The organism is Streptomyces ambofaciens ATCC 23877, from assembly GCF_001267885.1.
In the GTDB taxonomy this organism is placed as follows: domain Bacteria; phylum Actinomycetota; class Actinomycetes; order Streptomycetales; family Streptomycetaceae; genus Streptomyces; species Streptomyces ambofaciens.
The window spans coordinates 1,649,213-1,665,501 of record NZ_CP012382.1 but is presented as its reverse complement, the minus strand read 5'-3'; the positions used below and the strand labels follow the sequence as shown (position 1 = coordinate 1,665,501).

12 protein-coding genes and 5 tRNA genes are annotated in these 16,289 nt (G+C 73.9%); 11 read left to right on the top strand and 6 right to left on the bottom strand.

The annotated features are described in order from the left end of the window. Nucleotides 1-203: 203 nt before the first annotated feature. The 8 genes from SAM23877_RS07485 to SAM23877_RS07450 all read left to right on the top strand — a co-directional run bounded on the left by SAM23877_RS07485 (nucleotide 204) and on the right by SAM23877_RS07450 (nucleotide 11,751). On the top strand, nucleotides 204-1,286 hold the full coding sequence (locus tag SAM23877_RS07485; protein ID WP_053128146.1) for a methionine ABC transporter ATP-binding protein: 1,083 nt from the start codon (nucleotides 204-206) through the stop codon (nucleotides 1,284-1,286). Next, on the top strand, nucleotides 1,283-2,020 hold the full coding sequence (locus tag SAM23877_RS07480) for a methionine ABC transporter permease (RefSeq protein ID WP_053128144.1): 738 nt from the start codon (nucleotides 1,283-1,285) through the stop codon (nucleotides 2,018-2,020). The genes SAM23877_RS07485 and SAM23877_RS07480 overlap by 4 nt, the downstream gene beginning before the upstream one ends. 82 nt (nucleotides 2,021-2,102) lie before the next feature. After that, on the top strand, nucleotides 2,103-2,930 hold the full coding sequence (locus SAM23877_RS07475) for a MetQ/NlpA family ABC transporter substrate-binding protein (protein ID WP_053128142.1): 828 nt from the start codon (nucleotides 2,103-2,105) through the stop codon (nucleotides 2,928-2,930). 127 nt (nucleotides 2,931-3,057) lie between these two features. After that, complete coding sequence (locus SAM23877_RS07470) at nucleotides 3,058-3,696, top strand: GNAT family N-acetyltransferase (protein ID WP_053128139.1); 639 nt, start codon at nucleotides 3,058-3,060, stop codon at nucleotides 3,694-3,696. A gap of 118 nt (nucleotides 3,697-3,814) precedes the next feature. Beyond that, nucleotides 3,815-5,041: a precorrin-6y C5,15-methyltransferase (decarboxylating) subunit CbiE gene (cbiE, locus tag SAM23877_RS07465; RefSeq protein WP_053128137.1), complete on the top strand. Its 1,227-nt coding sequence runs from the start codon at nucleotides 3,815-3,817 to the stop codon at nucleotides 5,039-5,041. A 395-nt stretch (nucleotides 5,042-5,436) separates the two neighbouring features. Next, nucleotides 5,437-9,510 (top strand): nicotinate-nucleotide--dimethylbenzimidazole phosphoribosyltransferase, encoded by a 4,074-nt coding sequence (gene cobT / locus SAM23877_RS07460; protein ID WP_053128135.1) that lies wholly within the window; start codon nucleotides 5,437-5,439, stop codon nucleotides 9,508-9,510. A gap of 170 nt (nucleotides 9,511-9,680) precedes the next feature. Then, complete coding sequence (gene cobA, locus SAM23877_RS07455; protein WP_053128133.1) at nucleotides 9,681-10,931, top strand: uroporphyrinogen-III C-methyltransferase; 1,251 nt, start codon at nucleotides 9,681-9,683, stop codon at nucleotides 10,929-10,931. 1 nt (nucleotide 10,932) lies between these two features. Next, the gene (locus tag SAM23877_RS07450; RefSeq protein WP_053128130.1) at nucleotides 10,933-11,751 is read left to right on the top strand and encodes a TrmH family RNA methyltransferase; all 819 of its coding nucleotides are present in this window, start codon (nucleotides 10,933-10,935) and stop codon (nucleotides 11,749-11,751) included. Nucleotides 11,752-11,973: 222 nt separating this feature from the next. Here SAM23877_RS07450 and SAM23877_RS07445 read toward each other — a convergent pair whose 3' ends face one another. Then, a complete protein-coding gene (locus SAM23877_RS07445; RefSeq protein WP_053128128.1) occupies nucleotides 11,974-13,434 on the bottom strand; it encodes a serine/threonine-protein kinase in 1,461 nt (486 codons plus the stop codon). Nucleotides 13,435-14,023: 589 nt separating this feature from the next. Between SAM23877_RS07445 and SAM23877_RS07440 the strand changes: the two genes are divergently transcribed. The 3 genes from SAM23877_RS07440 (at nucleotide 14,024) to SAM23877_RS07430 (ending at nucleotide 15,693) form a co-directional block, all read left to right on the top strand. Beyond that, the gene (locus tag SAM23877_RS07440; RefSeq protein WP_053128126.1) at nucleotides 14,024-14,206 is read left to right on the top strand and encodes a hypothetical protein; all 183 of its coding nucleotides are present in this window, start codon (nucleotides 14,024-14,026) and stop codon (nucleotides 14,204-14,206) included. A gap of 153 nt (nucleotides 14,207-14,359) precedes the next feature. Then, on the top strand, nucleotides 14,360-15,289 hold the full coding sequence (locus tag SAM23877_RS07435; protein ID WP_053128124.1) for a phosphotransferase family protein: 930 nt from the start codon (nucleotides 14,360-14,362) through the stop codon (nucleotides 15,287-15,289). Between the two features lie 116 nt (nucleotides 15,290-15,405). After that, entirely contained in the window at nucleotides 15,406-15,693 is a 288-nt protein-coding gene (locus SAM23877_RS07430; protein WP_053128122.1) for a TFIIB-type zinc ribbon-containing protein, read from the top strand. A gap of 56 nt (nucleotides 15,694-15,749) precedes the next feature. Here SAM23877_RS07430 and SAM23877_RS07425 read toward each other — a convergent pair. From SAM23877_RS07425 to SAM23877_RS07405, 5 genes are all read right to left on the bottom strand, one after another. Next, nucleotides 15,750-15,821: transfer RNA gene (locus SAM23877_RS07425), tRNA-Val, on the bottom strand. 13 nt (nucleotides 15,822-15,834) lie between these two features. After that, a tRNA-Val gene (locus tag SAM23877_RS07420) sits at nucleotides 15,835-15,906 on the bottom strand. A gap of 49 nt (nucleotides 15,907-15,955) precedes the next feature. After that, a tRNA-Val gene (locus tag SAM23877_RS07415) sits at nucleotides 15,956-16,027 on the bottom strand. Between the two features lies 1 nt (nucleotide 16,028). Continuing rightward, a tRNA-Cys gene (locus SAM23877_RS07410) sits at nucleotides 16,029-16,102 on the bottom strand. A 37-nt stretch (nucleotides 16,103-16,139) separates the two neighbouring features. After that, a tRNA-Gly gene (locus tag SAM23877_RS07405) sits at nucleotides 16,140-16,212 on the bottom strand. Between the last annotated feature and the right edge of the window lie 77 nt (nucleotides 16,213-16,289).

Genomic DNA, 16,289 nt, shown 5'->3' with positions numbered 1-16,289 from the left:
CGAGCGCCCGCTCACGGCCGCCACCGCGCCCCGCGTCCGCGGCTGAGCCACGCCCCGCGCACACGTTTCTCCCCGGTTCCACCACCGTGCATCGCCACCGCGAGAACCGTGCCGCGTTCCGAAGGACCCCCAGAACCCCGAAGAACAACGCCCCGTGCCCGGCACACCCCCGCGCCGCGCACTCGACAGTGACGGAAACCCACGTGATCACCACATCGGGCCTCACGAAGGTCTACCGCTCCCGCGGCCGCGAGGTCACCGCCCTCGACGGCGTCGACCTGCACGTCCGCGAGGGAGAGGTGTTCGGCGTCATCGGTCAGTCCGGCGCCGGCAAGTCCTCGCTCATCCGCTGCGTCAACCTCCTGGAGCGCCCCACCGCCGGCACGGTCACCGTCGCGGGCCAGGACCTCACCGCGCTCGCCGGCCGCGGCCCCCGCGCGGGCAGGGAGCTGCGGGAGGCCCGCAGCCGGATCGGCATGGTCTTCCAGCACTTCAACCTGCTCTCGACACGGACCGTGCAGGACAACGTCGAACTGCCGCTGGAGATCCTCGGCAAGTCCGGGCAGGAACGTTCCCGCAAGGCGCTGGAGCTGCTCGACCTCGTCGGTCTCGCCGACAAGGCCAAGGCCTACCCGGCCCAGCTCTCCGGCGGCCAGAAGCAGCGCGTCGGCATCGCCCGCGCGCTGGCCGGCGACCCCAAGGTCCTGCTCTCGGACGAGGCGACCAGCGCCCTCGACCCCGAGACCACCCGCTCCATCCTCCAGCTGCTGCGCGACCTGAACCGGCAGCTCGGCCTGACCGTCCTGCTCATCACGCACGAGATGGACGTCGTCAAGCGCGTCTGCGACTCGGCCGCCCTCATGGACCGGGGCCGGATCGTGGAGTCCGGCACCGTCGGCGACCTGCTCGCCACCCCGGGCTCCGAACTGGCCGCCGCGCTCTTCCCGGTGGGCGGCGAGGCATCCGCGGACGACCGCACCGTCCTGGACGTCACCTTCCACGGCGAGGCCGCCACCCAGCCCGTCATCTCCCAGCTCTCCCGCACCTACAACATCGACATATCGATCCTCGGCGCCGCCATCGACACCGTCGGCGGCCTCCAGGTCGGCCGGATGCGCATCGAACTGCCCGGCCGCTACGAGGACAACGTGGTGCCCGTCGGCTTCCTGCGCGAACAGGGACTCCAGATCGACGTGGTGAACGGCGACCCGGACAACGGCGACCCGGTCAACGGCGACACGGTGAACGAGGACCAGCCGCTGCTGGTGAAGGAAGGTGCCAAGTGACCTGGTCCGAGATGCAGCCCCTGCTGGAGCAGGCCTGTCAGGAGACCCTGGTCATGGTCGGCTGGTCGACCCTGATCGCCGTCGTCGGCGGACTCCCGCTGGGCATCCTGCTGGTGCTGACCGACAAGGGCGGCCTGCTGCAGAACACCGTGGTGAACAAGGTCATCGGCCAGATCGTGAACATCGGCCGCTCGCTGCCGTTCATCATCCTCATGGTCGCCCTGATGAACTTCACCCGCTGGATCACGGGCACGACCATCGGCAGCGAGGCCGCGATCGTGCCGCTCGCCATCGGCGGCATCCCCTTCTTCGCGCGGCTGGTCGAGACGGCCGTCCGCGAGGTCGACGGCGGTCTGGTCGAGGCCGTCCAGGCCATGGGCGGCAACACCTGGACCGTCGTCCGCAAGGTCCTGGTCCCCGAGGCGCTCCCGTCGCTGATCGCGAGCACGACGACCACGATCATCGCCCTGATCGGCTACTCCGCCATGGCCGGCACCGTCGGCGGCGGCGGTCTCGGAGACCTCGCCGTCCGCTACGGCTACCAGCGCTTCGAGACCGGCCTGATGTGGATCACCGTCGCGCTGCTCGCCGTGGTCATCTCGCTCATCCAGTTCGCCGGCGACGCCGCGGCCCGCGCCCTGCACCGCCGCGGCGGACGCGGGGGCGCCGGGCCCCGGCTCCGGCTGCTCAAGGCGAAGGAGCCCGCTGCGGCCGACGTGAGCAAGGCGGCGTGAGCCGACCGCCCACCCCCGCCGCACCCCCAGTTCCCCCGTTCCACCCGTGACGGGTCGCACCACCTCAGGAAAGGCACTTTTCGTGCGTAACACTGCCAAGATCACCACCGCCGTCCTCGCCGCCGGAGCCCTCACCCTCGGCCTCTCCGCCTGCGGCTCGGACAAGGACTCCGCCTCCGACACCTCCGGCCCGCTGGTCGTCGCCGCGACGCCCGTCCCGCACGCCGAGATCCTCAACTACGTCAAGGACAACCTGGCGGAGAAGGAGGGCCTCGACCTGGAGGTCAAGGAGTTCACCGACTACGTCACGCCGAACACGGCGACGGAGGACGGCTCGGTGGGCGCCAACTACTTCCAGACCGAGCCCTACCTCGCGGACTTCAACAAGAAGAACGGCACCCACCTGAAGTCCCTCGCCTCGGTGCACCTGGAGCCGCTCGGCCTCTACTCCGAGAAGGCCGACAAGGCCGGCGACCTCAAGAACGGCGCGACGATCGCCCTTCCCAACGACACCGTCACCGAGGCCCGCGCCCTGCAGCTGCTCGCCTCGGAGGGCCTGGTCACCCTCAAGGAGGGCGCGGGCAACTCGGCCACCCCCGCCGACATCACCAAGAACCCGAAGAACCTCAAGTTCAAGGAGTTGGAGGCGGCCCAGACCCCGCGCTCCCTGGGTGACGTCGACGCGGCGGTCATCAACGGCAACTACGCCCTGGAGGCCGACCTCAAGCCGGCGAAGGACGCCCTCGTCCTGGAGTCCGCCGAGGACAACCCGAACGTCAACCTCCTGGTCGTCAAGGAGGGCCAGGAGGACGACCCGCGCGTGAAGAAGCTCGCGAAGCTCCTCACCTCGCCCGAGGTCAAGAAGTTCATCGAGGAGAACTACGCCGGGTCCGTGCTCCCGACCTTCTGATCCTCCCGCCGCACACCACGGGGTCCGCTCCACCGGAGCGGACCCCGTGGTGTGGTTGAGTGCTTACATGCTGCATGCTGGGCAGTTCGAGTAGGCCCCGACGGTTTCACAGGTTACGGAGCGGCGCATGACGAGCACCTTCCCCAACATCTCCATCAGCACGGAGCGGTTGGTGCTGCGCCCCCTCGACGAGGACGACGTCCCCGCCCTCGCCGCCATGATGAACGACGAGCAGGTCGCCGCCTGGACCCACGTGCCCCAGCCCTACACCGAGCACACCGCCCGCACCTGGATCGAGGAGCACGTCCCCGCCGAACGCGCGGCGGGACGGGGACTCGACCTCGCCGTCACCGAGTTCCTCACCCAGCGCCTGGTCGGCACCGTCCGGCTGACCAACACCGACTGGCACGTACGCTCGACCGAGCTGTCGTACATCGTCGCCCCCTGGGCCCGGGGGGAGGGCTACGCCTCGGAGGCGGCGCTCGCCACCACCCAGTGGCTCTTCGGCGACCAGAAGTTCGAACGCGTCGAGCTGCGCACCGCGGCCGACAACACCGCCTCCCAGCAGGTCGCCCAGAAGATCGGCTGCATCAGCGAGGGCGTGCTGCGCAACGCCTGCATAGCCCGCGTCCGTACCGACGGGGACGTCTGGACGGACGTACGCACCGATTTCATCGTGTGGAGTCTGCTGCCGGAGGACATCGAGGGCACGGCCGGGCAACTGACGGACGAGGACGGTTTCACCACCTTCACCGACTGGAACTGATCCACGGGAACCCGACAGCCCGGCACGACCCCGTCCCGAGGCCGCACCGGGTACCCTCACGGGGCGCGCCCCCGAACGGCTCCGCGACACGACCTGCGAAACCTGGAGACTGACGACGATGGCCGACCGGGTCACGGTGATCGGCTGGGACGGCTCGCCGCTGACCGCCGCGGCACGCTCCGCACTGGGAGCCGCCACCCTGGTGGCCGGTGCCTCCCACCACCTGACACTTCCCGAGGTACCGCCCGCCGCCGAACGCATCCGCCTCGGCAGCGCCGCCCTCGCCGCCCGCCGCATCGCCGCCCACCGGGGGACGGCGGTCGTCCTCGCCGACGGCGACCCGGGCTTCTTCGGCGTCGTACGCACCCTGCGCGCTCCCGAGTTCGGCCTCGAGGTCGAGGTCGTCCCCGCGGTCTCCTCCGTGGCCACCGCCTTCGCCCGCGCCGGCATGCCGTGGGACGACGCCCATGTGGTCGTCGCCCACCCCCGCACCCTGCGACGCGCGGTGAACGTGTGTCGAGCGCACACCAAGGTCGCGGTTCTCACCTCCCCGGGCGCCGGGCCGGCCGAACTCGGCCTGCTGATGGAGGGCATCCACCGCACCTTCGTCATCTGCGAGGAACTCGGCACCACACGCGAACAGGTCACCGTCGTCACCTCCGAGAAGGCCGCCGACCACACCTGGCGCGACCCGAACGTCGTCATCGTCGTCGGCGGGGCGCTCGGACCGGGCGCCGCGGCCGACGGCACCGGCTGGTTCGCCGGACGCGACCCGGCCGCCGGGCCGCGCGGCTGGTCGCTGCCCGCCGAGGCGTACGGCGGTGAACTCGGCGAGGGCGAGACCGACCTGCTCCGCACCGCCCAACTCGCCCGGCTCGGACCGCGCCTCGGCGACCTCGTGTGGGACATCGGCTGCGGCGGCGGCGCCTTCGCCACGGATGCCGCCCGCGGCGGCGCCGCCGTCATCGCCGTGGACCGCGACCCGGACGCCTGCGCCCGTACCGAGGCCGCCGCACGGCACTTCGGCGTCCAGCTCCAGACCGTGCACGGCACCGCCCCGCACGTCCTGGAGAACCTCCCCGAACCGGATGTCGTCCGCGTAGGGGGCGGGGGAGCGGCCGTGGTCTCCGCGGTCGCCGACCGGCGGCCGCAGCGCATCGTGGCGCACGCCGCGACCCGCGACGCGGCCGAACTCGTCGGCAGGGACCTGAAGGAGCACGGCTACCGGGTCGAGTGCGCCCTGCTGCAGTCCGTCGGACTCGACACCCGGTCCTGGACGGAGACGGAGCGGAGCGTGGTGTTCCTGCTCAGCGGGGAGATCCAGCGGCGCGAAGCGCCCCGTTGAGCGGTGCCGGGCGGAGTGGCGGGCGGACCGCCGGGCCACGCCCCGTGATCGGGTTGTCATACCTCGCGGGGTAGGCTGGCGGATTGTTGTACCGCACTGGGACCCCCGGCACTTCGTCGGTCGAAGTCCGTAAAAACCCGCCTGTTCCGGACGGGGTGTGGTACGGCAGAACCGGGGGACGCGCAACGTGGCGCAGTCCACAGCGGGCCGTCGCGGATCAAGCTGTCGTGACGGGGGAACGACCGCGACAATGCCACTCAGTGGCTTTGTCGTCATTTCCGGCGGGTCGTTCGTGCCGCTGGGCACGCACGCTCGTTCTCCACTGTGGGGCGGTCGGTGCGCCGTCCCGGGCGAGCTGGTCGTAGAAGCACTAACCGATGGGCGAGGGGTTACGCATGACCGACACCGGCCAGATCCCGGGCGAGGGGCTGCCGGAGAACGCAGGCATGGTGGAGCAGCCGGGCGTCCCCGCACCCGGCGCGTACACCTACCTCTCCGAGACCACCGCCGAGGACGAGGACCTGTTGCTGCTGCCGGGAGCTCAGAGCGCCTGGGGCAACGAGGTCGCGCCGCCCGCGCCGGAGCCGGTCGTCGAGACCGTGCACCAGCCGGGACCGCACGAGATGTCCGGCCGCGACAGCGGCTCGGTCGACCTCGGCGGCGTCCGTCTGCCCGATCCGGCACAGGAGTCCGCGTCCGCCCCGGTACCGCCGCGCAGGCCCCTGCACCTCGGTCCGCCGATCCCCGACACCTCCGCGAGCCCGGTCCGTTCCCTCGCCGACCGCGGACCCGCCGACGCGCCGGTACGGCACGCCGGGCCGCCGACCGCCGGCCCCGAGTACCTCGACGTTCCGCAGGCCGTCGCGATGCCTCCGCAAGGTGCGGCGCCCTGGGCCGCGCAGGCGGCTCCGCAGGCGCCGGAGGCTCCGGCGGACGCCGGGGCGGTGCATGCGGAAACGGTTGTTCCGGTACCGGAGCAGGTGCGTGAGCCGGTGGGCGCCGCGCAGGCACTCGTGACCCGCGTGGCGACGGAGGCCGTGGCGGCGACGGGCGGGGTGACCGAGGAGCCGGCCGCGACGGACGAAGCCGCCGAGGCGGCCGGGCCGACCGGGGAAACCCCTGCCGACGCCGAGCCCGTGCCGGTGCCCGCGCCTGCCGACGGCGCCGACGCGGCGACGGGTGACGAGGTGCCGGACGGCCCGCGGAACCCGGCCGTCGGTGCCGGTGTCCCGGAAGCGGTCGCCGACGCCGCGGCGGGCGAGGGGTCCGCTCCGCAGGAGGCCCCGGCGCCCGCGGCCGACCCGGCCGTCACCGCGCCCTCCGCCCCGGAGGCCGAGGCGGCCCAGGCCGTGGAGCCGGACGCGGTGCCCGTGCCCACCGGGGAAGGCGAATCGGCCATGGAGCCGGTCCACCCCGAAGCCGACGACAGCGCTCAGCCCGCCGGGACCCTCCAGGCCGTCTCCGAGCAGCCGGTGCCGGAGGCACCCGGGGTGTCCGGGGCCGCCGGGGACCCCGCGCCCGTCCAGCACGTCGAGCCGACCGGTGCCCACCAGCCACAGGAAGCCCTCCTCCCCGAGACCCCCGGGGCTCCGGACGCCCAGGCACCCGACGCCTCCGACGCACACGAGGCCGCCCAGGTTCCCGAGACGCCCGGCACGCCCGAGACGCCCGGCGTGGCCGGCCCCGACCTCGCGCAGGCCGAACCGTCCCCGGAGGCCCAGCAGCCGACGGAGGCACCGTCCGCCGTGGAGCAGCCGCACCCGGTACAGGAGTCGCCCGCGCAGCCCGAGCCGCCCGCGCAGCCTGAGTCGCTTGCGCAGCCCGAGCCGCCGCAGCCGGACGCCCAGCCCACGGCGACGCACCCGCAGCCGGACGCGCAGCCCGTACCGCCGGTTGCCGCACCGCAGTCGGACGTTCTCCCCGCCGCCGAGGCCGCGCCGGACGCCGAGGCCGTCGCCGTTGCAGCGCCGGAGGCCGAGGCCGTCGCCGTTGCAGCGCCGGAGGCCGAGGCCGTCGCCGTTGCAGCGCCGGAGGTCGAGGCCGCGCCGGACGTCCTCCCCGCCGCCGAAGCCGCGCCGGCCCCCGAGGCCGTCGCCGTAGCCGCGCCGGGCCCCGAGCCCGTCGCCGTAGCGGGGCCCACCGCCGAGCCCGCCGCCCCGGCCATGCCGGAGCCGGAGCCCGACGCCGTCACCGCGCCGGTCGTCCAGCCCGGCCCGGTCGATCCGCAGCCGGCTCAGGGGCCCCAGTCCCTGGTGGAAGCCGACCTCCCGCGGGAAGCGGACGTGGCCCGGACCGTGTCCGAGTCCGCGTGGACGGAGGGGGCCCCGTCGGACGCCGTCGGACCGGAGTCCCACCCCGAGCAGCCCGCGGACGTGCCCGGCGGACACCTGGAGCAGCCCGCAGGCGTGTATCCCGACCAGTCCGCGGGCGGGTTCGTGCCCGTCGACGGCGGCCAGGTGCCCACGACCCCGCAGCTCGCGCCGACCCCGCCCGAGGCACTCGTCCTCCCGCCGGAGGCCCAGGTGCCCGCTTCGGTGACCCCGGTCCCCGCCCCGCGCGAGGCCGACCCCGAAGTCGCCCAGAGCCCCGAGGACCTCGACACCCGCGCCGCCGACCAGGAAGAGGACGCGGCCCGCACGGAACCGGCCGGCCGGCCGGGCCAGGAAGTCCCCGCAGACCAGGAAGACCAGCACGACGTGAGCACGGCCGCGATGGCGCAAGCCCGACAGTCCACCGGCCCGGTGGCGCCCGCCTACGCCGACGCCGAACGCGAGGCCGTCCTCAAGGTCATGCGGGAACGCCGGGACATCCGCAACGGCTTCCGCAGCGACCCCATTCCGCACGAGGTGCTGCTCCGTGTCCTGGAGGCCGCCCACACCGCGCCCTCCGTCGGCCACTCGCAGCCCTGGGACTTCGTGGTCATCCGCTCCGCCGACACCCGCCGTGCCATGCACGAACTGGCGACGCGTCAGCGCGAGGCCTACGCGAAGTCCCTCCCCAAGGGCCGGGCCAAGCAGTTCAAGGAACTGAAGATCGAGGCCATCCTCGACACCCCGGTCAACATCGTCGTCACCGCCGACCCGACCCGCGGCGGCCGCCACACCCTCGGCCGCCACACGCAGCCGCAGATGGCGCCGTACTCCTCCGCTCTCGCGGTCGAGAACCTGTGGCTCGCGGCCCGCGCGGAAGGCCTCGGCGTCGGCTGGGTCAGCTTCTTCGACGAGCGCGAGATGGTCCGTGCCCTCGGCCTGCCCGAGCACCTGGACGTCGTCGCCTACCTGTGCGTCGGGTACGTCGACGAGTTCCCGGACGAGCCCGAGCTGATGCAGGCCGGCTGGTCCAAGCGCCGCCCGCTCTCCTGGGTGGTGCACGAGGAGACGTACGGCCGTCGCGCCCTGCCCGGCGAGGCGCCGCACGACCTGCTCGCCGAGACCGTCGCACAGATCCGCCCGCTCGACGCCAAGGCGCTCGGCGAGGCGTGGGAGCGACAGAAGCGCATGACGAAGCCGGCCGGCGCACTGGGCATGCTGGAGATCATCTCCGCCCAGCTGTGCGGCCTGTCCCGGCAGTGTCCGCCGCCGATCCCGGAGCCCGCCGCCGTCGCGGTCTTCGCCGGCGACCACGGGGTGCACGCCCAGGGCGTCACCCCCTGGCCGCAGGAGGTCACCGCCCAGATGGTGGCCAACTTCCTGGGCGGCGGAGCGGTCTGCAACGCCTTCGCCACCCAGGTCGGCGCCGAGGTGTGCGTCGTGGACGTCGGCGTCGCCACCGACCTGCCCGCCACCCCCGGTCTGCTGCCGCGCAAGGTCCGCGCGGGCACCTCCGACATGACCACCGGCCCCGCGATGACCCGCGAGGAGGCCAAGCAGGCCATCGAGGTGGGCATCGAGACCGCCCGCGACCTGGTGGCGGCCGGCAACAAGGCCCTGCTGACCGGCGAGATGGGCATCGCGAACACCACCGCGTCCGCCGCGCTGATCTCCGTCTTCACCGGCGCGGACCCGGCCGAGGTCACCGGTCGCGGCACCGGCATCAACGACGAGACGCTGGCCCGCAAGACCGAGGTCGTCCGCCGCGCCCTGGAACTCCACCAGCCGGACCCGGCCGACCCCATCGGCGTGCTCGCCGCGGTCGGCGGCTTCGAGCACGCGGCCATGGTCGGCCTGCTGCTCGGCGGCGCCTCCCTGCGCACGCCGGTGCTCCTGGACGGCGTCAGCGCCGGCGCCGCCGCCCTGGTGGCCCGCGCCATCGCCCCCGAGGTCCTCGCGGCCTGTATCGCGGGCCACCGCAGCGCCGAGCCCGGCCATGTCGCCGCGCTCAACAAACTGGGCCTGCGCCCGCTGGTCGACCTCGACCTCCGCCTCGGCGAGGGCACCGGCGCGCTGTTGGCCCTGCCGATGGTGCAGAGCACCGCGCGGGCGATGCACGAGGTGGCGACGTTCGACTCGGCGGGCGTCACCGAGAAGTAGCCGCACCGGGCAGGGGCGGCGCGGCCGGAGCCCGACGCCGCCCCCCGCCGTACGCCGGACCGGCCTCGTGCCGTCCCCGCACGTCTCCTAGAATCCGCACGTATCCCCACGTCAGGGCCGCTCCACCGCCGTAGCGCCCACCGCACCGCCAGCACGAGGAGCCCACCCTCATGGCCGAACACCCCGCCTACCCCGTAGGCCTCCGCCTCACCGGCCGTCGCGTGGTCGTCCTCGGTGGCGGTCAGGTCGCCCAGCGCCGCCTGCCGGCCCTCATCGCGGCGGGCGCGGACATCCGCCTCGTCTCCCCCGCGGCGACCCCCTCGGTCGAGGCGATGGCGGACGCGGGAGAGATCGCCTGGGAGCGGCGCCCGTACACGGAGGGCGACCTCGCGGACGCCTGGTACGCCCTGATCGCCACCAGCGACACCGAGGCCAACGCCGCCGCCTCCGCCGAGGCCGAGCGGCACCGCGTCTGGTGCGTCCGCTCCGACGACGCCGACCGGGCCACGGCCTGGACCCCGGCGACCGGCCACAGCGAGGGCGTCACCGTCGCCGTGCTCACCACGAACGCGCGCGGCCGCGACCCCCGCCACACCGCCGCCATCCGGGACGCGGTCGTGGAGGGCCTGCGCGACGGCACCCTCGTCGCCCCGCACCACCGCACCCGCACCGCGGGCGTCGCCCTCGTCGGCGGCGGCCCGGGCGACCCGGACCTGATCACCGTCCGCGGCCGCCGCCTGCTCGCCGAGGCCGACGTCGTCATCGCGGACCGGCTCGGCCCGCGCGACCTGCTGGCCGAGCTGCCGCCGCACGTCGAGGTCATCGACGCGGCGAAGATCCCGTACGGCCGTTTCATGGCCCAGGAGGCCATCAACAACGCGCTGATCGAGCACGCCAAGCAGGGCAAGGCGGTCGTCCGGCTGAAGGGCGGCGACCCGTTCGTCTTCGGCCGGGGCATGGAGGAGGCGCAGGCGCTGGCCGACGCGGGCATCCCCTGCACCGTCGTCCCCGGCATCTCCAGCTCCATCTCGGTCCCCGGAGCGGCCGGCATCCCGGTCACCCACCGGGGCGTCGCCCACGAGTTCACCGTGGTCAGCGGCCACGTCGCCCCCGACGACGAGCGCTCCCTGGTGGACTGGCCGTCGCTGGCCAAGCTCACCGGCACCCTCGTGATCCTGATGGGCGTCGACAAGATCGGCCGGATCGCCGAGACCCTCGTCGCGCACGGCAAGTCCCCCGAGACCCCGGTCGCCCTCGTCCAGGAGGGGACCACGGCCGCCCAGCGCCGGGTCGACGCGACCCTCGCGACAGTCGCCGACACGGTCGTCGAGCAGGAGGTCAAGCCGCCCGCCGTCATCGTCGTCGGCGAGGTCGTCGGCGTCGGCCCGTACAGCGGCACCGGCCCCCACGGAGCGGCGTGACATGGGCGAACTCCTCACGATCGACGAGCCCGACGACCCGCGTCTGCACGACTACACCGGCCTGACCGACGTCGAGCTGCGCCGCCGCCGCGAACCCGCGGAGGGCCTGTTCATCGCCGAGGGCGAGAAGGTCATCCGGCGGGCCGGCGAAGCGGGCTACGCGATGCGGTCGATGCTGCTCTCCGCCAAGTGGGTCGACACGATGCGCGACATCATCGACGAGGCCCCCGCCCCGGTGTACGTCGTCGACCCGGCGCTCGCCGAGCGGGTCACCGGCTACCACGTGCACCGCGGCGCCCTCGCCTCGATGCGGCGCAAGCCGCTGCCGGCGGCGGCCGACCTCCTGACGACCGCCCGCCGCGTCGTCGTCATGGAGTCCGTCAACGACCACACCAACATCGGCGCGATCTTCCGTTCCGCCGCCGCCCTCGGGCTGGACGCGGTGCTGCTCTCACCGGACTGCGCCGACCCCCTGTACCGGCGCAGCGTGAAGGTCTCCATGGGCGCGGTCTTCTCGGTTCCCTACGCCCGCCTGGACACCTGGCCGGCCGGACTGGAGGCGGTCCGCGAGGCGGGCTTCGCGCTCCTCGCCCTCACTCCCGACGAGCGGGCCAAGGCCCTCGACGAGGTCGCCCCGCACCGGATGGACCGGGTGGCGCTCATGCTGGGCGCCGAGGGCGACGGACTCTCCCGGCGGGCCCTGGCGGCGTCCGACGAGTGGGTCCGCATCCCCATGTCCCACGGCGTCGACTCCCTGAACGTGGGTGCGGCGGCAGCGGTCGCCTTCTACGCGGTGACGGCGGGCCGACCCTCGGCATGAGGCCCGCCGGGCACCTGCGGCCGAAGCGTCCGTGGTCCGGAGGGTCCGTGGCCCGGCGGTCCGTGGTCCGGCTGTCGCGGACCGGCCGTCTGCGGCGACGCTGTCCCGGCCCTGCTGTCCGCGGCCCCGCGGTCTGCGGCTGCGCTGCCCGGGACCCGGTTGCCGGGGGCCTGGCCGTCGACAGTCCGCCTGCGCGGGGCCCGGGGGACCACGGTCCGGCCTCTACAGTCCGACCGCGTGCCGCCCCGGCGTGTCGCCGCGCCCGTCGACCTGCTCCTGCTGCGCCCGCACACCGCCCCGTTCCTCGCCCAGTCCCCTGGACGGCCCCTGGCAGCCCTGCGCGGCGGCGATGCCCAACGCGACCAGCAGGGTGACGACCACGAACACGAACAGACGCTGCCGCAGCAACCGCGGATTGGCCGGCCGCCGCCAGCGGGTCCCGGTCGTCCTCGGCGCCGTACGGCCGGGGCCTCCGCGCGGCGTGGGCCGGCCCCCGCTGTTGTGGCGGGAGGTGTTCCGGCCGGTGTTGCCGCGGGAGGCGGGTGTGGGCCGTGACCCGGAGCGGGCGCCCGGGCCGTTGCCACCGCCGCGCGAGCCACTGCCGCCCCGCGACGGCGTGCCACCGCGCGAGGGATCGGCACCGCGCGAGGGACCGCCGCCGCGCGACGGGTCGGCGCCGCGTGCGGGCGTCGGCCCACGGGATCCCGGCGTGCTCCGTGGGACGGGCGTGCCCTGCGCGCCCGGCCGGCTCTGCGGACGCCGCTGAGCACGCTCCGGATAGGTGTCGGCGAGCCGTCCCGTGGGAAGGTCGGCCTCCGGGCTGCGCGGCGCGGGCGGCCGTACGTCGGCCAGGCCCTGGGCCTCCCGGGCGGCGATCTCCTTGAGCCGCAGGGACAGTTGCAGCGTGCTGGGGCGTTCCTCGGGGTCCTTGGCCAGGCACGCCCGTACCAGCGGAGCGAGGGCGTCCGGGACGCCGTGGAGCTGCGCCTCCTCGTGCACCACGCGGTACAGCATCACCTCGGAACTGCCGTGCCCGAACGGTGAGTCGCCCATCGAGGCGTAGGCCAGCGTCGCGCCGAGCGAGAACACGTCCGTGGCCGGGGTGACCGCCGCTCCGCGCACCTGCTCGGGCGCGAGGAACCCGGGTGAGCCGACGGCGGTGCCGACGTGCGTGAGCGTCGAGGCGCCCGTCGCCCACGCGATGCCGAAGTCGATGATCCGCGGCCCCTTGGGGGACAGCAGGATGTTGGACGGCTTCAGGTCCCGGTGCACCACGCCCGCCTCGTGCACGGCGACCAGTCCCTCGGACAGGGCGGCGCCCACGGCGGCGACGTCCGCCGCTCCGAGCGGCCCCCCGTCGACGACCTTGTCGTGCAGGGAGGGGCCGGGCACGTACTGCGTGGCGAACCAGGGACGGTCCGCCTCCAGGTCCGCGGCGACCAGCCGCGCGGTGCAGCCCCCGCGGATGCGCCGGGCCGCCGACACCTCCCGGGCGAATCGCGAGCGGAACTCCTGGTCCTCGGCCAGGTCCGGCCGGATGACCTTCAGCGCGACCCGCTGCCCCTTCTTGTCGGAGCCCAGGTAGACCACGCCCATTCCACCCGCGCCGAGCCGTCTGTGAAGCCTGAACGAGCCGACGACGCGCGGGTCCTCGCGCCTCAGGCGCATCATCGCCATGTTCATCCCCGCTGCCCGGTCCCTGTGACGAGCCCCAGCTTACGTTTCCACGGCCGCCCGCGCGCAGAGGCCGCGCCCCATCCGGGCAACGGATTGTCAGTGCGGGGTGGGAGAGTTGAGGGACGGTCAGGGAACAGGTGAGCGAGCCGGCCCCGGCCCGCCGGTGATCCCAACCGCCCGACGAGGGCGGGGGATTGGACCGGGGGAGCGTGTGCGCGCGGAGGGGGAGAGGGGTATCGGGCAGACGCCCCCCGGCGGCGGCGCGGCGGTGGGCGGGGACGTGCGCCGAGCGGGGACCGGGGCACGCCGGAGCGCGGCGGAAGTGAGCGATGTCACGGGACGGCGCGCGGATAGCGGGTCACGGGCGGCGCCCCTTCCGGGAAGACCCCGAGACCGGGTACCCGGTCTCCACCCAGGGGAGTACGCCCCAGGTGGCGGCTCATCCTCCGGGAGGCCCGGCAATCGGTACGAGGGCATGACGTCCGGGGACCGCCGGGCACCTAGATTTGAGGTCAAGCGGCGGGTGCAGCACTCGTCCCCCGAGGTCGGACGCCCGCCGCTGTCAGAGGACAACCGAACGGTCAGGAGAGGGACCATGGCCCAGACGGCACCGCGGACGCTGGTCCGCACGCGGCAGGACCGCCGTCAGGCGCGGCGTCACCCGGTGGTGGCGACGCTCATGGCCCTGCCCCTGGCGGCTCTGCTCCTCCTCGTCTTCGACGGGTGGGAGACAGTGGCCACACAAGCGTCGTCCGTGGGTGTGATGCTGGGGCGCTGAGAGGCGACCCCCAGGCCCGGAAGAGCGGTCCGGGCGGGGACATCCATCCATGAAACCCCGTGGGGACGGGGGTGCGGCGGACGGCAAAATGCCGGCGCAGCTGGGGAGCTGCGCCGGCATTGCTCTTCCCCGGCCCCTGCGTACCCTCACCCCGTGACAACGGACGCCCTCCTCCCCTCCCTGACCGCCCGTCTCCGGGACGCGGCCCACGCCCGCACCGCGGCCTGCCCCTGCGGCACGGCACCCCGCGCCGAGACCACGCTCGCGGACCGCCCCGACGCCACCGTCGTCCGGCACGCGGGCACCGTCGCCAAGGCCCACGCGGCGGACACCGACCCCGTCGAGCTGGCCCGCCGTGTCACCGTCGCCGCCCGTCTCCCCGGCATCCTCCTGCCCCCGCTCGGTCCGACGCCCGTCACCCTGCACGAGCGGCTCGTCACCTACTGGCCGTACGGCACCCCCGTCGACCCGCAGGACCCGGACGCGGCGCCGTGGGAGGCCGCGGCCACCCTCCTCGCCCGCCTCCACCGGTCCCCGGCCCCCGCCGCCGTGCCGCCGATGCGCGGCCCGGCCAAGGCGGCCCAGGCGGTCGCCCGGCTCCGCGCCACCGCCCCCGGCCACCCCGCCACCGCCCCCGTGCTGGACGCCTGGGCCGGCCTCCCCGCGTGGGCCCGCGGGGAGGCCGCGATGCCGGACGCGACCACCCTCTGCCACGGTGACCTGCACCTCGGCCAGCTCGTACGCCACCCCGCCCCCGAAGGCCCCTGGCTGCTCATAGACGTCGACGACCTCGGCACCGGCGTCCCCGCGTGGGACCTGGCCCGGCCGGCGGCCTGGTACGCGTGCGGACTGCTGCCGCCGGACGACTGGCACCGCTTCCTGACCGCGTACCGCTCGGCCGGCGGCCCGGCCGTCCCGTCCCACGCGGACCCCTGGACCGCGCTCGACGTACCGGCGCGTGCCCTCACCGTCCAGACCGCCGCCCGGGCCCTCACCAAGGCGGTGGCGGCGGGCCGCGCCCCGGACGAGGTGGAGCGGTCACTGATCGACGCCTGCGCGCGGATGCCCTCGGTCCGCCCTTGAGCCCCCCGCGGCTGAGGCGAAGTTGCGCGAAGTAGGGTGCAACCGACCCGCGGCCGGACAGAGTCTGTCCTGGCGATACGCGAATCAGGACCGACCGGCGAGGAGTTGAGCCGACCATGCAGTGCCCCAAGTGCCACGCACCGATGCACACCTACAACCGCAATGGCGTTCAGATCGAGCAGTGCAGCGGCTGCCGAGGCATCTTCCTCGACTACGGCGAGCTGGAGTCGCTGACCCGCCTCGAGGCGCAGTGGTCCCAGCCCGCTCCGCCGCCCCCGCCCGCGGCCCCGCAGGCCTACCCGGCCGCTCCGGCTCCCGCCTGGGGCGCCCCGCAGGTCGGCCACCACGGCCACCACGGTCACCACCGGCAGAAGAGCTTCGGCCGCATGCTCTTCTCCAGCTGAACCCGGACACGACGAAGCCCCCGGCCGTACACGACGGCCGGGGGCTTCGGTGGGTGTGGACGATACTGGGATTGAACCAGTGACCTCTTCCGTGTCAGGGAAGCGCTCTCCCGCTGAGCTAATCGTCCTGGGAGTGCTGCGTGCGCGATACTGGGATTGAACCAGTGACCTCTTCCGTGTCAGGGAAGCGCTCTCCCGCTGAGCTAATCGCGCGAGGGACCCGGAGATCCATGATCCGTGGATCGAGGACTCGAAGATCCAGTGGACGATACTGGGATTGAACCAGTGACCTCTTCCGTGTCAGGGAAGCGCTCTCCCGCTGAGCTAATCGTCCTTGGAGGTGGAGACGGGATTTGAACCCGTGTAGACGGCTTTGCAGGCCGTTGCCTCGCCTCTCGGCCACTCCACCAGGAGTGCGGGGGGCCCGGGAGGCCCCCGTTCCTGCGAGCGGACGACGAGGTTCGAACTCGCGACCTCAACCTTGGCAAGGTTGCGCTCTACCAACTGAGCTACGTCCGCCTGTCGGTTCGGTGCGCTTGCGCGTCCCGGCGACGTGATGAACTCTAGCGGATTCCGGGGCCAGCACAAAAACGCGT